This window comes from Alcaligenes sp. CHO6, from assembly GCF_037120595.1.
GTDB classification, from domain to species: domain Bacteria; phylum Pseudomonadota; class Gammaproteobacteria; order Burkholderiales; family Burkholderiaceae_B; genus Alcaligenes; species Alcaligenes ammonioxydans.
Genome location: NZ_JBANCI010000001.1, coordinates 1,150,717 through 1,165,068, shown reverse-complemented (window position 1 = coordinate 1,165,068; position 14,352 = coordinate 1,150,717). Strand labels below are relative to the sequence as shown.

Genomic DNA, 14,352 nt, shown 5'->3' with positions numbered 1-14,352 from the left:
GGCCGGGGGCCTGTTTTTTTATTCGGCTTGCAGTTTGGCCAGCTCAACCAGGCGGGCGTATTTATCGACTTCTCTGGCCTGAAATTCGGCTGCGTTCATGCCGGGGGCGTAAAGCGTAGCGCCATTCGACCGCATTTTCTCTTGCAGGCTGGACGATTCCAGGCTGTTATCCAAAGGCTGGCGTAAGGTCTGGGTGACGGATTCAGGCAAGTCCTTGGGGCCATACAAGCCGAACCAGACATTGATGTCGACTTTTTCAAAACCGGGCGTATCGGCCAGCGGCGGAATTTCCGGTGCAGCCGCAGACGCACGGGTTTCGGTAATGCCCAAGGGGACGATGGCACCTGCCCGTGCTTGTGACAGGCCCGAGGACAGGACCAGATAAGCGGTGTCCAATTGCCCACTCATCAGGTCCGAGGCCAGAGGAGGCACGCCGCGATAGGGCACATGCATGGCAGTGGTGCCGGTGGAGGCATTGACCATTTCACCGGCCAGGTGCAGGGTGGTCCCCACGCCCGAGGAGCCAAAGCTGAAGGCTTCGGGTTGGGCAGCCCGCAGTTTTTGCGCATAGTCCGCCGCCGAGCGGATGCCCGATTTTTTGGAGGCGGCCAGCAGCAGGGGCTGAGAAGCAATCATGCCAATGGGCGTAAAGTCTTTCTGTCCGTCATAGCGCACGGCCTTGTTGATCATGCCTGCGATAATCATCTCGTTGGTGGAACCCAGCAGCAGGGTATAGCCGTCAGCAGCGGCACGCTGGACACGTTGAGCTCCAATCGTCCCGCCTGCGCCGCCCGCATTTTCGACCACCACCGTTTGGCCCAGACGGTTGCTGAGATCTTCCGCCAGCAGGCGTGCAGTCAGGTCGACGCTGCCTCCGGCCGGATAGCCTACGACCAACGTCAGGCTGCGTGAGGGATAGGTGTCGGCATGGCTGATCGAAATGGGCAAGAGGCTACAGGCGCCTGCCAGGCTCAGTACCAGACTGCGTTTGGAGAAAGAAAAAGACATGATGTGCTCCCCGTTCGATGGATAGGGCTCCGGCCCGCAGCCCGGGTGGGCGCGTCGGGCTTGTTTATCCTTAGTTATGAAGGGGTATTGTGTCCGCTGCAACTGATGCTGATGTGCTGTTACGGCACATGGCCGTGCTTTTTCAGCTGGCAGACCTGTTAACGAGCTTGCTGGGTAAAGGCCCAGACAGATTCGGCCAGATCCGAAAGGGGGGCGCGCGAGCGATACAGACGGACCTCAAAGGCAATCTCATCGCCCTTGCCACCTAGCTGCACCAGCGTTCCGCGACGACATTCATTGGCAATCATGGACAAGGGCAGCCAGGCCACGCCCATGCCTTTTAATACTGAGCCCATGGCCGTGTCCAGCGAATCGCACCGTACCGTACTGACCAGAGGGTAGGGAAAGTGATGCAGCTTGTCGCCCAGAATCCGGGCCATGGCCAGACCGCCCGAATATGAAATCAAGGGTATGCTGCGCCCGCTATCGGCGTTGAGCTCATACAAAGGGTGGCCATTCTTGCGCCGTTGACAGGTCGGCACCAGTTTGTCGGTAGCGATGGTCATGTAGGTAACCTGTTCGGCCAGAAGCTCAATTGACAGGGCGGGGTGCTCATAGCAGCACAGAAAGTCTGTTTTGCCTTGGGCAAGCAGCTTGGCCATATCGGCCATCATGCCGGTGCTGATATCGATCGGTATGTGGGCGGACAAGGGGGCCTGGCTGCCTTTCTGAAGGCGGCTGACCCAATCGGTGACCAAGGTGCGCGCCAGACTGCGGCCAGTGGCGATGCGCAAATGGCCTTGCCCTGTCTGCTCCGAGGCCTGCAATTGCCGACGTACCCGGTTGAGTTGCTCCAGTACTTGATGGGCGGTGTTGTAGAACACCTGTCCCTGGGCCGTGAGCGTGATGGGCAGGCTACCACGTTCCACCAGAGGGGTTCCGACCCAGGCTTCCAAGGCCCGGATACGGCGTCCAAATGCGGGGTGTGTGACGTGGCGTTGTTCTGCTGCCCGGACAAAGCTGCCTTCGCGTGCCAGGGTAAGGAAATCTTCAAGCAGTTTGAGCTGAGGCACGACAAGCACGCTCCTTAAAAGAATGCAGGCCTATTGATACCGGCTGCTGACCCATCGAAAGAGGTAGCCGAGCAGCAGGTCGTAAAAATGCCCCAAAATCGGCTCAAAGGCCATGATGTTGGGGCATCGGGCAGACCGTGTGTCTGTCACGGTTCAGACACGCAGGGAGATCAGAGCATGGCCAGACCGTTGGATTTTTCGACCAGATCACGGATGCGCACGGCATCACCGATACGAGAATAACGGCCTGAGGAATTCAGCAGCACAATAGCCACCTCCCGATCCTCGATTTTGGTCAACATTACCAGACATTCACCCGCTTCGTTGATGAAGCCGGTTTTGGAGACCTGGATATCCCAGTTGGCGTTTTTGACCAGACGATTGGTGTTATTAAAGACCAGTTGGCGGCCTCGCATGGGCTGGACGGAGTACTGGTCGTTGGTCGTGTATTGCTGAATGCGGGCATGCTGGCTGGTGGCGGTCAGCAGTTTGACCAGATCGCGCGGGCTGGCCACATTGTCGCTGGACAGGCCGGTGGGTTCGACAAAGCGCGTATTGCGCATGCCCAAGGCGCGCGCCTTGTCATTCATGGCGCGCACAAAGGCAGGCAGTCCGCCGGGATAATTACGGCCCAAGGCATGGGCGGCCCGGTTTTCTGACGACATCAGGGCCAGATGCATCATGTCGGCACGGCTCAAACGCGAGCCGACGCTCAGACGTGAGCTGGAATGTTTGACGCGATCCACGTCTTCGTCGATGATCTCCAGCATTTCATCCATAGGCAAGCCCGACTCGGCAACGACCAGAGCGGTCATCAGCTTGGAGATGGATGCAATGGGACGCACGGCATCGCTGTTTTTCTGGTACAGCACCGTTGACGACTCCAGATCCTGCACAAATGCAATTTCCGAACGCAAGGCCGCATTCTGAATCAGGGCGTCATGTTTGAGGGCATTCAGCGCACGGCGACTATCGTTTTCGTTATAGCTGATAGGCTGCAGGTTTTTTTCGAAAACCAGGTGAGGCACGTTGTAGCTGATGGCGGCGGTGGCTTTCTCCTGGACGGAGGGCTCGGCCAGCGACGAAAGCGAAAAAGGCGCTAGAAATAAAACACATAGCGCACGGCGTATTAATTTATTTGTTCTGGTCTGAGGCATTTTTCAGTTCCCGGAGGGCGAGAAACAGAAGGGCGGAGAGAATTTATGCGCTTATGCTACCAGAAAAAATCCTCTTTATATTAGTATCTTACGGCTCAAAGTTAAAAAAAAATTAAGATGTCTTTGCGGTATCATTAAGAAACTTATTTTTATCTGTATAAAAACACAGTCTATGTCTTTGGTGAAATTTAAAAACAATAAAAAACCTGTTTTTATAAACAGTTTTTTGAATCGTTTGTGGACATCAATATCGCTGGCTTTGGTACTGCCGCTCGCACACGCCGCCTCATTAAGTTGGGATGGCGAGCAGCTCAGCAGTGCCATCACGCCCGCTTCGCCCAGCAGCCAGCAGTTCTTCATGCCAGCGCAAGCGGTACAGGCGCAGGCCTCATCGATTGGCAAGGTGGAGGTCAGCTACCACCATAATGGGCGCGCCATTTTGAAAAGCCGTTTGTGCCTGCAAGGAGGAAAGTGCGTGGATATGAACGGGTCGGTACTCAGCACCAGAGCCTTTGCGGGCCAGGATGCGCGTCTTGGTTTTGTGTTGATGCACGAGGTGTGGAGTTGGGCGGGTAGCACCGAACCGGTGCGCGTCCAGGCTTCGATCCGAGTCAATTACCAGCCTTAGTGTGACTGGCCGCGATGTGCATAATTGTTGTCTGTCTTTGATGCAACGCAAGGTCCAGGCCTAAAGAAACTCGTTCTGCTGCCGATATGTAGTCCTGATGCCCCTCGGGCCCATAACCAGGACTTGTGCATGAACCCCTCAACTTTGATCGGCATCGTGGCCAGCGTGCTGCTGTTTGCCGTGATCTTGTTTTTTACGGCAGAAAATCCCGCCTTGTTTGTGGATTTGCCCAGTCTGGCCGTGGTGCTGGTGGGCACCTTGGCAGCGACCTTTATCAGCTACCCGTTAAGTGAAGTGGTTCGCATCTTTGGACTGATTGGGACAGTGCTGCGTAACGAGCGGCTGTACACCCAGCAGGATATGGATGAGCTGATCAATATCTCCCGCCTGTGGATGATGGGAGATATCCGGGCCGTGGAAGAAGCGCTGGAAAAAGTCGCGAACCCGTTTTTGAAAACCGGCGTTCAGTTAGTGATTGATCGTGCCCCACAAGAAGACATTGAAGATCTTTTGCAATGGCGTATCAGCCGTCTGCGCGCTCGCGAACATGCCGAAGCGCAACTGTTTCGCCTGATGGCCAGCTTCGCGCCCGCTTTTGGTATGGTCGGCACGTTGATTGGTCTGGTCAATTTGATGTTTCTGCTCGGTGATGGCGATATCACCTCGATTGGTCAACAGATGGCGCTGGCCCTGATGACCACCTTTTATGGGGTGCTGCTTTCCAATCTGGTATTTAAGCCGGTGGCCGTCAAGCTGGAGCGTCGCACGGAACAGCGGGTGGTCTTGATGAACATGATCATGCAGGGCGTGTCCATGATGAGCCAGCGCCGTGGCCCCGCGCTGATGCGTGAGACGCTGAACTCGTTCATGGCGCAGTATCAGGACGAGATCAATGACCGGGGCGGCCGCGATGACGATGCCGACCCGGCTGCGCAGCGAGGTTGATCCCATGGGAAACATGGAGCAAGACCTGACGTTAGGTGAGTTGGCGGATCGCCAGAAAGCCTTGCAAAAGGAGTTGGAGCAGGCCCGGGGAGCCAAGATTGAGCAGCAGCTGGCGAGCAATCTGGGCAGTCGGCGTCGCAGTCGCCCCTGGAACGATCCCGGCCTGGCAGTCCCCGAGGAGGAAGAGGCGTGGCTGACCACTTACCTGGATATGATGACCTTGCTGCTGGTCTTGATGATCGTGATGCTTTCTTTTGCCGGCAAGCGGGCTCAGACTGCGGCTCAGGGGCAAGGGCAGGGGGCAGCAACAGTGATGGCCCAGGCAGGTAAAGAAGGGGCGGGGCTGTTGCCGGCTTCAGCAGGGCTGTTTCCTGAATCGGCGCTCGGTGCCGGACCGGACAAAAGCAATCATGGTTTGGACCTGGATGGTCTGGGAGATAACATTGATGTGGTCATGAATGATCAGTCGGTTAGTTTCCGTATCAACAGTGAGATTCTGTTTCACTCGGGTGGCGCTGATTTGGGGCTGGAAGGGTTGACCGTCCTGCGCCAACTGGCTACCGTCCTGCAAAAATCGGCGCATCCTATTGTGATCGAAGGGCATACCGACTCGGTGCCCATTCGCAGTTACCGCTACCCGTCCAATTGGGAGCTGTCCGGTGCGCGTGCCGGCAGTGTGGTGCGCTATATGGAGGCCAATGGCATAGGCAGTCAGCGTCTGAGTGCGGTCGGCTACGCGGATACGCGTCCCTTGGGTGACAATGCCACACAGCAAGGGCGTGCAACGAATCGAAGGGTTGAAATCATTGTGCAGATCCCTCAAACACAGACTGAAAGCCCAGCCCAATAAATCGTTAAAACAAAACCCCGGTTTGCATGTCGCAAACCGGGGTTTTTTTATCCTGAGCCTTGGTCTCAGGGCGTTCGGATTTAGTCCAGTACGCGCGTGGAGGAAGCCAGGGAGCTGAGATCGAAATTGGGCAGATGACGGCGCAAGGGCATGATCAGGACGCTGATCACCACCGGCACAATCGCAGCCAGCAAGAAGGATTCCAGCAAGTAATCCATAGGGCCATTGGGACGTGGAAACACAGCCAGGCCGGCAACTAGACCGCCCAGGGTACTGACCGTGGCGGTAAAACCATCGTAGCGGCGGCTGTACAGTCCAAAGAACACGGGAAATGCTGCCGCCGAGCACAGCAAGTCTGCCAGCAGGAACAGGTACAGCACGCTGAAACCTTGCGAGGAAGCGTACAGCACAGGGATGGAGCACACCCAGATCAGGGAACGAGCCAGACTCATCATTTGAGCGGTATTGCGGTGAGGCATGATACGGCCCAGGTCCACCGCAATCAGGCTGGACACTGCGCTGATGGCCGTATCGGCGCTGCTCATCACCAGGGACAGCCCCAGGGGAATCAGCAGCACCAGAAACCAGACAGGAACATGCGGCAAAATCACATTGAACAGTGCCACGGAGCTGTCACCGTGTGAACCCAGGCCGACAAAGGCCAAGCCAAACAGACCCATCAGGAAGATGAAGGGGGCGACAAACAAGCCGCCCAGCAAAAAGCCACGCCGCATGGATTGCGTGTCTTTGGCAGCATAAATGCGCTGCCAGTTGCCCTGGTGAAACAGGCCGGTCAGCAAAATGGCGACAAAGAAGGTCAGGCCGGCCTTCATTCCCACGGGGTCGCTCAGTTCGATCAGACGCGGGGCTTGCAGCTTGACGCTGTCAAACAAATTCACCGGTCCTCCCACGGCTTGCCAGCCGAACATCACAATCAGAAATAGCATGGGCAGGATGACCAGCATCTGTACTTTGTCGGTAAAGATGGAGGCTCGCAGCCCGCCGTAAGAGGTGTAGATCAGGGTGGCCAGCAGCACAATACTGGCGGTAACCCATAAAGGAATGGGGGCAATCAAGGTAATCATCTTGGACATGGCGGTAATTTCGGCCGTCATGGAGATGAACATGTAAAACAGCATGATCAGCAGGGTCAGGGCATACATGGGACGGCCATAGCGGGCAATCACAAACTCGCTCAGGCTGTGACCGCGTGGCAGCAGTTCGCGCATGCGTTTGCCAAGCGGAATCATGGCCAGTCGTGGCGACATGGAGCCAATGGCATACCCGATCACGGCGCTCAAGCCTCCCCAACTGGCCGCCTGCGCCGGTGAGAATAGAATCCAGGCGCCCAGCGAAGAGGCCAATAAGGTCAGAATTGTGGCCAGCGAGCTTTGACTGTTGCGCGCTACCACAAAGTCTTCCAAAGAGCTGTTGTAGTGGCGGGCATACAGCACCCCGGCCAAAGCAAAGGCGGCAGAAAAAACAATCAGCCACAAAAGGGTGGCGGTTTGGTCCAGCATGAGATCTCCCCAAAAACCCGTATGAACGGGCACAAACCGGCCCGGCCGGCACGATGCCGGGGACGGGGCGCAGAAAAATGGAGGGATTGAAATGGGGCGTGTGCGCTTGCCAATGCGCCGCACAGACAAGAGCGGGCAGGCTGCCAGGCCGCGTTTCCTTTCCCTTCGCCGGCATGATCCGGATCAGGTTCTAAGGGTTACCGCTGCAATGCGGAATCTCAGCCCGTCAAGGACTCCCCCAGGAACAGGCTCAAAGAGTAGGAGAGCTTCTTTCAATTGTCAATCATACGGTTGGCGGTGTTTTGTGCTATGGTCTGCCCTGCGGCACGGGGTGTCCTTCTTGAAAAGGGCTGAGATAAAACCCGTCGAACCTGATCCAGCTCATACTGGCGAAGGGATGTCCGAAGCTCTAGCCCTGCGTCCGAACCGGGCCGACATCCTCGCCGAATTTTTGCAAGGAATGTCATGTCTGTGGAACACGTCTCGGAACTCTCCCAACAACTGGTTCTGGTCACTGGCGGCGCACGCGGCCTGGGGGCTTGTCTGGTGCGTGCGTTTGCACGTCAGGGCGCCAAAGTTGTCATCAATTACCTGAAAAGTGCAGCCGCTGCCCAGGCGCTGGCGGACGAGTTTCCGCAGCACTGTCTGGCGGTGCAAGCGGATGTGAGGGATGCGACTGCTGTACAAGCCTTGTTTGCCCAGGCGCAGGCACACTTTGGTCAGCCCATCACCACCGTCGTCAATAACGCCTTGCCCGAGTTTTCCTTCAACGGCGATGCCCGCCCTCATGCGGATACCTTGACCTGGTCGCAATTGAACCAGCAACTGGAAGGGATTGTGGGTGGGGCCCTGAACACCACGCAGGCTGCCTTGCCCGGCATGAAGCAGGCCGGTTTTGGCCGCATTATCAATATCGGGACAAACCTGTTCCAGAATCCTGTGGTGCCTTACCACGACTACACAGCGGCCAAGGCCGCCTTGTTGTCCATGACGCGCACCTTGTCGCACGATCTGGGACCGGATCAGATTACCGTGAACATGATTTCCGGCGGTTTGTTGCGCACAACGGATGCGTCCGCGGCTACCCCCGAGGCGGTGTTTGATCTGATTGCGGCCAGTACACCGCTGCGTCGCGTGACCACGCCCGAAGAATTTGCCGATGCGGCCTTGTTCTTTGCCGGTCCGTGGGCTCGTGCCGTAACAGGACAAAATTTGGTGGTTGACGGCGGATTGGTGAAAAACGGATGAGACAACTGCATTTCAATCTGTTCATTATGGGCTGCGGACATCACAAGGCCGCCTGGCGCCATCCCGAATCCCAGGTTGAGCGCTTGGGCGATATCCGCTTTTATGAAGAGCTGGCGCAGATTGCCGAGCGCGGCAAACTGGATGCGATTTTCTTTGCCGATGGTCAGTCCAGCGATAATGTGGCAGATGGACCGCGCTGGTTTCTGGAGCCCTTGACCATGATGGCCGCGCTGGCGCGAGCCACTGAGCGTATTGGTCTGATCAGCACCGTCTCGAGCACCTTTTACACCCCCTTTGTAGCGGCGCGCATGTTGTGTTCCCTGGACCATCTGTCCCAAGGGCGGATGGGCTGGAACGTGGTGACCTCGATGTTTGATGCCGAAGCACGTAACCATGGCTATGAAGCCATGCCTGACCATGCCTGGCGCTACGCCCGAGCCGAAGAATTCGTAGATACCGCACTGAAGCTGTTCGACTCCTGGAGCGACAGTGCCTTGGTGATGGACAGGCAGGGTGATTACGCCAAGGTGGATCAGGTGCGTCAGATCCTGCATAAAGGTGATCATTTCCTGGTGGATGGCCCCCTGACCTTGCCGCGCTCGCCTCAAGGACAGCCGGTGCTGTTTCAGGCCGGTGCGTCTGAACAGGGACGGGATCTGGCAGCGCGCAAGGCCGAAGCCATTTACGCCGTGGCGTATGACTTGCCCTCGGCTCAAGCCTATTACCGTGACATCAAACGACGCGTGCGTGAAGCGGGTCGTGGTGTGGATGTGCCTGTCATGCCGGGGCTGGTGACCTATGTGGGCTCCACCATGCAAGAGGCGCGCCGCAAGCAAGAGGAGCTGGATGCATTGCTGCCTACCCAGACCTCCTTGCGGCAACTGGGCATGTTTGTCGGGCAGGACTGCATGAACTGGGAGCTTGATGCACCGGTTCCGCCATTGCCTGCGCTGGAAAGTTTCAAGGGCCCCAAGGGGCGTTATGCCACCATGCTGCGCATCATTGAAACGGAAAAACCGACAGTCCGGCAATTGTTGGGGCGGATTGCTGCCGGTGGTGGTCACTGCACCATGGTCGGTACGCCCGAGTCCATTGCCGATCAGATTGAACATTGGTGGCGTAATGAGGGCGCCGACGGCTTTAACTTGATGCCTCCGTCCTTGCCCAATGGCATTGGTGACTTTGTGGAGCAGGTCATCCCCGTTTTACAAAAGCGCGGTCTGTTCCGTCAGGAATACGAGCACACCAGCTTGCGGGGGCATCTGGGGCTGGAGCGTCCAGCGGCCTGATGCCCGGAGCAGAAAAAAGCGGGCATTGCCATGGACGGATTTGTCCGCTTTTTCCCTAGGGGGAAGGGGCTACGAAGTTCCTGAAGTTTGCTATCCTTAATGCTTTAATTGTCGCCTGCTTAACGAGCAGCGAGCTGTATAGGGATCGCACTATGAAAACCGCCGTTGTCACCGGGGCCTCCTCAGGGTTTGGGGCTGCTCTGGCCCGTAAACTGGTCGCTGAAGGGCATACCGTGCTGGGCCTGGCGCGTCGTCAGGACAAGCTGGACGCCCTTGCTGCCGAGCTGGGCGAGCGTTTTGTTCCGGTCAGCGTGGATCTGACGGATCGTGCGCGTGCAGATGCGGTGCTCGGCGACCTAATGGCCCGGTTCCCCAATATCGATGTGCTGATCAATAATGCGGGTCTGGCGCTGGGCGTGGACAAGGCTCAGGATGCCAAGCTGGAGCAATGGGACACCATGGTGGCCACCAATATCAGCGCGTTGCTGCACATTACGCACGCTTTGCTGCCAGGTATGGTCAAGCAGAACAAGGGCCACATCATCAATCTGGGCTCGACGGCGGGCGAATATGCCTACGCAGGTGGCAATGTGTACGGCGCCACCAAGGCTTTTGTGCATCAACTGGGCCTGAACCTGCGTGCCGACCTGTCGGGTACGGCAGTTCGTGTGTCTACCGTGGCTCCTGGCCTCTGTTCCGGTACGGATTTCTCTACCGTTCGTCTGGGCGATAAAGATAAAGCTGCTGCGCTGTACCAGAACGTGGATGCGCTGACGCCCGAGGACATCGCCAACACCATTGCCTGGATCATGAACGCGCCTGCCCATATGAATGTCAACTACATCGAGTTGATGCCGGTGGCGCAAAGCTTTGCAGGCTTGAGCGTGCATCGCAAGGCTTAAGCTTGGCGACCGGCCCTGGTCTGGCTTGATTAGACTTGGGCTCCGGTCTTACACTGCAAACGTCTTCAGGGCGGGGTGAAATTCCCCACCGGCGGTAAGGGAGCCATTCCCCAGCCCGCGAGCGCTTTCCGCCAGAGAAAGGTCAGCAGATCAGGTGAGAAACCTGGGCCGACGGTGAGAGTCCGGATGAAAGAAGATGAAGCATCGCTGCCTTGATCACAAGGCAGCGACGTGTTTTATTGTTGCCCGGAGGACGCATTGTTTAATCAAGGATGCGTTCAAATGAAAAATCTGAAAATCTCCCCTGCATTAGCCGTTGGTCTTTTGCATGAATTTTGCGAAGGAGCGTGCTGATGTATACCGGAATTGTTAAAGCGGTTCGTCCTCTTACCGCGGTCAAGGCCGAGCTGGGCCGTACCGAGTTTGAAATTGATTTCACCGACGAATTGCTGGTGGATCTGCAACTGGGCGCCAGTGTCAGCGTGGAAGGCACATGCCTGAGCGTGACCAGTATTTCTGGCCACAAAGTTACTTTTGATGCGATTCCCGTCACGCTGGAGCGGACGAACCTGGGCACGCTCAAGACAGGTGATCTGGTCAATATCGAACGATCGGCCAAGCTGAACGAGGAAATTGGTGGTCATGTGATGGCTGGCCATATCGCAACGACTGCTGAAGTGCTGGAACTGAGCATTACCGAGGCCGGCAACCGTCTGCGTTTTCAGATGCCGGAAGATTGGGCGAAATACGTGTTCCCGCGTGGTTTTCTGGGTGTTAATGGCTGCAGCCTGACCGTGGCGGACGTGGAGGATGGCGTTGTGACCATCAATCTGATTCCCGAAACATTGCGCCAGACAACATTTTCTCGTTACAAGGCAGGCGATAGACTCAATATCGAAGTGGATCAACAGACGGTTGTTCTGGTTGACGTGCTGGAGCGTACGGTGGCAGGCACGATGGCGCGCGTGATGCCTGGTTTTAAAGACTGAGTCACGCATGAGTTAAGTGCAAAGGGCCGCTAGTTCTAAAACTGGCGGCCCTTTTTGTGTGTCTGTGCTTTTTAAGCACTCACAAAGCTCGGAATGAAATGCAGTACAGGTGCTAGAGAACATAGCCACTCTAGTGACGATCAGCCATTTTCCAATGGCCTGATGCGCTGCGCACCAAAGCTTGCTCCGCTATTGATTCAGTGTTTCCAAGACAAAATCAGCGCGGTTTTCTACGCTTGTTTTGGGCAGCAGGCGCACTTGGTATCCCAGCAGGGGATAGACACGCTCCAGACGTTCATACTCATGCAAAGCCGCGTTCATGTCGTGACGGCGCTCTGGATCAACTTCGTATATTTCAGGCCAGGGGGGCGTAAAGAACACCTGTGAATGATAAGGGTGAGTCTTGTTGAGTTCGTCCAGCAGTGGAGTACCTGTTAACTCTTCTAAAGCAGCTGCGGCGTCAATCAATCCTCGATCAAAAAATACCCAAGGGCCATCTTTGGGCGCGGTTGAGTAGTCAGTCTGCGCGACCTGTATCGCTTCTTTCAGGAAGGCCTCCATATCCTGCCAGGGGAGGGCAGAGCCACCATTGACCCACTGCTCCTGCACGATACGCCGTCCAGGCTCCTGGATAACCGTATAGCCACGATTTTGTAGCTCGGATAACAGAGTGGATTTACCGCCGCCGGAGCAGCCGGAAATGAGGACAAATGTAGACATAAAGAAATCCAGATCGACAGAGGCTAAAGCCTTGGCTACGATGCGCCGCGCCCCGAAACTAAGACCGGAGGGAAGGAGGGAAGGAGGGAAGGAGGGAAGGAGGGAAGGAGGGAAGGAGGGAAGGAGGGAAGTGGCCTTATTTTAAGGCTGGGACGGGAAATGGTGAAATGCCTGGCCTTGAGTACATAACTTCCTAACACGCTGGTAAGTAGGCATCTTTCATAAATAATAAAATGCAATTAACGGAAAAGAAATATAAGCATTGAAAAAGAATGTCTACAACAAAAAGAGGGCGGTCTTGGTGAAGAAGCGGCAGAGTGACACGGCTGGCTACCGATCAACGCATGGGCACACGTGTATGGTCAGATGCATTCTGTTCGGATTTCCGTCTTTTTAACGTTTGTTCTGTTCGGAAATCCGAACAGAAAGGGGGCGTATTGTTGGTGCTAATACAATCAGCACACAAAAAATGACTTATTTTTCAATAGGCTAATGTCAGCAAAGAGACTTGGCACAGTTTTTGCTTTTAACTCCGTACAAGAACCCCAGTATTGGGGGCCCTTAAAAAAAACGGAGAGATGACATGACTGATTGCGCCGCAACGGTTAACACTCGTCTGGAGAAAGACCTGCTGGGTACGCGCCCCGTACCTGACTCGGTGTATTTTGGCGTACACACCTTGCGAGCCGTCGAAAACTTCAGGATTACGGCGACAACTATCGCCAACTACCCCGATTTGATCCGAGCCCTGGCACAGATTAAAGCGTCCGCCGCACAGGCCAACCATGCACTGGGGGCATTGGATGCCGCCAAGAAAGAAGCGATTGTGCAGGCGTGCCGGGAAATTGAGGCTGGCCAGCATCACGACCATTTTGTGGTGGATGTGATTCAGGGGGGGGCAGGAACTTCTACCAATATGAATGCGAATGAAGTGATCGCTAACCGTGCTCTGGAAATTCTGGGTCACCAACGCGGGCAGTACGGGTTCCTTCACCCTAATGAGGATGTAAACCTGGGGCAATCTACCAATGATGTGTACCCCACCGCCTTGAAACTGGCTGCCTATCAGGGTGCGGCCCGTTTACTGACTGCCTTGGAGTATTTGCAGCAAGCCTTTGATCGCAAAGCTCACGCTTTCAAAGATCTGTTGAAAATGGGGCGCACGCAGTTGCAGGAAGCAGTCCCCATGACACTCGGGCAAGAATTTGCGGTTTACGCCGGCATGATTGCCAAAGATCGCCTGTGCCTGACCGAGGCCATGCAAGAGCTGTGTGAAATCAATCTAGGCGCGACGGCGATCGGGACGGGGATCAATACGGAGCCACGCTATGCCGAACTGGTTACGCGCCTGCTGTCCTCGAACACGGGTATCAGTCTGCGTAGCGCATCGGATCTGATTCTGGCCACGCAGGACTGCAGCGCGTTCGTACAGCTGTCCGGTGCCTTAAAACGCATTGCCGTCACCTTGTCCAAGACTTGCAACGACTTGCGTTTGCTCTCAAGTGGTCCACGTGCAGGCATTGGTGAGATCAATTTGCCTCCTCGCCAGGCGGGCTCTTCCATCATGCCCGGCAAAGTCAATCCCGTTATCCCAGAAGCCGTCAGTCAGATTGCCTTTGAAGTCTTTGGTAATGATGTGACCGTCTCCTTTGCAGCCGAAGCCGGTCAGCTTCAACTTAACGCGTTTGAGCCCATTATCGCCCACAGTCTTTACAAGAGCCTGCGTCATCTGCAGCGTGGATGCATGATTTTGGCCGACTACTGCGTGGACGCGATTACCGCCAATCCCCAGCGTCTGGCAGACAGCGTCAGCAACTCCATCGGCTTGGTCACGGCGCTTAATCCGTTGATCGGCTATACCGCGGCCACCGCTATTGCCAAGCAGGCGCATGAAACCGGTAAAGGGGTGGCTGAGCTGATTCTGGAGCAAGGTTTGTTAAGCGCGGACGAACTGGCTCAGGCCTTACAGCCTGAGCAACTGATCGCGCCGCGCGCCTCCAAAACCACGGAACAAACTCTTTAA

At 56.0% G+C, this 14,352-nt stretch carries 13 protein-coding genes and 3 riboswitches; of the genes, 8 read left to right on the top strand and 5 right to left on the bottom strand.

Annotated features, from left to right (window positions below):
* Nucleotides 1–18 precede the first annotated feature (18 nt).
* The 3 genes from V6936_RS05420 to pbpG form a co-directional block, all read right to left on the bottom strand.
* The gene (locus tag V6936_RS05420; protein WP_336579544.1) at nt 19–1,008 is read right to left on the bottom strand and encodes a Bug family tripartite tricarboxylate transporter substrate binding protein; all 990 of its coding nucleotides are present in this window, start codon (nt 1,006–1,008) and stop codon (nt 19–21) included.
* Nucleotides 1,009–1,166: 158 nt separating this feature from the next.
* A complete protein-coding gene (locus V6936_RS05415; RefSeq protein ID WP_003800130.1) occupies nt 1,167–2,081 on the bottom strand; it encodes a LysR family transcriptional regulator in 915 nt (304 codons plus the stop codon).
* A 170-nt stretch (nt 2,082–2,251) separates the two neighbouring features.
* Nucleotides 2,252–3,238 (bottom strand): D-alanyl-D-alanine endopeptidase, encoded by a 987-nt coding sequence (gene pbpG, locus V6936_RS05410; RefSeq protein WP_336579543.1) that lies wholly within the window; start codon nt 3,236–3,238, stop codon nt 2,252–2,254.
* Between the two features lie 235 nt (nt 3,239–3,473).
* Here pbpG and V6936_RS05405 point away from each other — a divergent pair, with 235 nt between their 5' ends.
* From V6936_RS05405 to V6936_RS05395, 3 genes are all read left to right on the top strand, one after another.
* Nucleotides 3,474–3,866: a flagellar protein FlhE gene (locus V6936_RS05405; protein WP_230406305.1), complete on the top strand. Its 393-nt coding sequence runs from the start codon at nt 3,474–3,476 to the stop codon at nt 3,864–3,866.
* 129 nt (nt 3,867–3,995) lie between these two features.
* Nucleotides 3,996–4,811, top strand: coding sequence for a motility protein A (locus tag V6936_RS05400; RefSeq protein ID WP_003800126.1), 816 nt, complete (start codon nt 3,996–3,998; stop codon nt 4,809–4,811).
* Nucleotides 4,777–5,661 carry an OmpA/MotB family protein gene (locus tag V6936_RS05395; protein WP_003800125.1) on the top strand — a complete coding sequence of 295 codons (885 nt, stop codon included), beginning with the start codon at nt 4,777–4,779 and terminating at the stop codon, nt 5,659–5,661. The genes V6936_RS05400 and V6936_RS05395 overlap by 35 nt, the downstream gene beginning before the upstream one ends.
* A gap of 80 nt (nt 5,662–5,741) precedes the next feature.
* On the opposite strand, the gene V6936_RS05390 is transcribed toward V6936_RS05395, so the two are convergent.
* Nucleotides 5,742–7,181 carry a sodium:solute symporter family protein gene (locus tag V6936_RS05390; RefSeq protein ID WP_219236079.1) on the bottom strand — a complete coding sequence of 480 codons (1,440 nt, stop codon included), beginning with the start codon at nt 7,179–7,181 and terminating at the stop codon, nt 5,742–5,744.
* A gap of 142 nt (nt 7,182–7,323) precedes the next feature.
* A riboswitch (TPP riboswitch) is annotated at nt 7,324–7,431 on the bottom strand.
* Between the two features lie 67 nt (nt 7,432–7,498).
* Nucleotides 7,499–7,596, top strand: a riboswitch (TPP riboswitch).
* A gap of 50 nt (nt 7,597–7,646) precedes the next feature.
* On the opposite strand from V6936_RS05390, the gene V6936_RS05385 reads away from it, so the two are divergent.
* The 4 genes from V6936_RS05385 to V6936_RS05370 all read left to right on the top strand — a co-directional run bounded on the left by V6936_RS05385 (nt 7,647) and on the right by V6936_RS05370 (nt 11,609).
* Complete coding sequence (locus tag V6936_RS05385; protein WP_059317650.1) at nt 7,647–8,429, top strand: 3-oxoacyl-ACP reductase; 783 nt, start codon at nt 7,647–7,649, stop codon at nt 8,427–8,429.
* Nucleotides 8,426–9,718 carry an LLM class flavin-dependent oxidoreductase gene (locus V6936_RS05380; RefSeq protein ID WP_003800121.1) on the top strand — a complete coding sequence of 431 codons (1,293 nt, stop codon included), beginning with the start codon at nt 8,426–8,428 and terminating at the stop codon, nt 9,716–9,718. Before V6936_RS05385 ends, V6936_RS05380 begins: the two co-directional genes overlap by 4 nt.
* A 152-nt stretch (nt 9,719–9,870) precedes the next feature.
* Complete coding sequence (locus V6936_RS05375) at nt 9,871–10,620, top strand: SDR family NAD(P)-dependent oxidoreductase (protein ID WP_240208711.1); 750 nt, start codon at nt 9,871–9,873, stop codon at nt 10,618–10,620.
* A 57-nt stretch (nt 10,621–10,677) separates the two neighbouring features.
* Nucleotides 10,678–10,822, top strand: a riboswitch (FMN riboswitch).
* Nucleotides 10,823–10,973: 151 nt separating this feature from the next.
* On the top strand, nt 10,974–11,609 hold the full coding sequence (locus V6936_RS05370; RefSeq protein ID WP_003800116.1) for a riboflavin synthase: 636 nt from the start codon (nt 10,974–10,976) through the stop codon (nt 11,607–11,609).
* Between the two features lie 189 nt (nt 11,610–11,798).
* Here V6936_RS05370 and V6936_RS05365 read toward each other — a convergent pair whose 3' ends face one another.
* Nucleotides 11,799–12,329, bottom strand: a complete 531-nt coding sequence (locus V6936_RS05365; RefSeq protein ID WP_240208710.1) for an AAA family ATPase — start codon at nt 12,327–12,329, stop codon at nt 11,799–11,801.
* 583 nt (nt 12,330–12,912) lie between these two features.
* Here V6936_RS05365 and V6936_RS05360 point away from each other — a divergent pair.
* Nucleotides 12,913–14,352, top strand: coding sequence for an aspartate ammonia-lyase (locus V6936_RS05360; protein ID WP_336579540.1), 1,440 nt, complete (start codon nt 12,913–12,915; stop codon nt 14,350–14,352).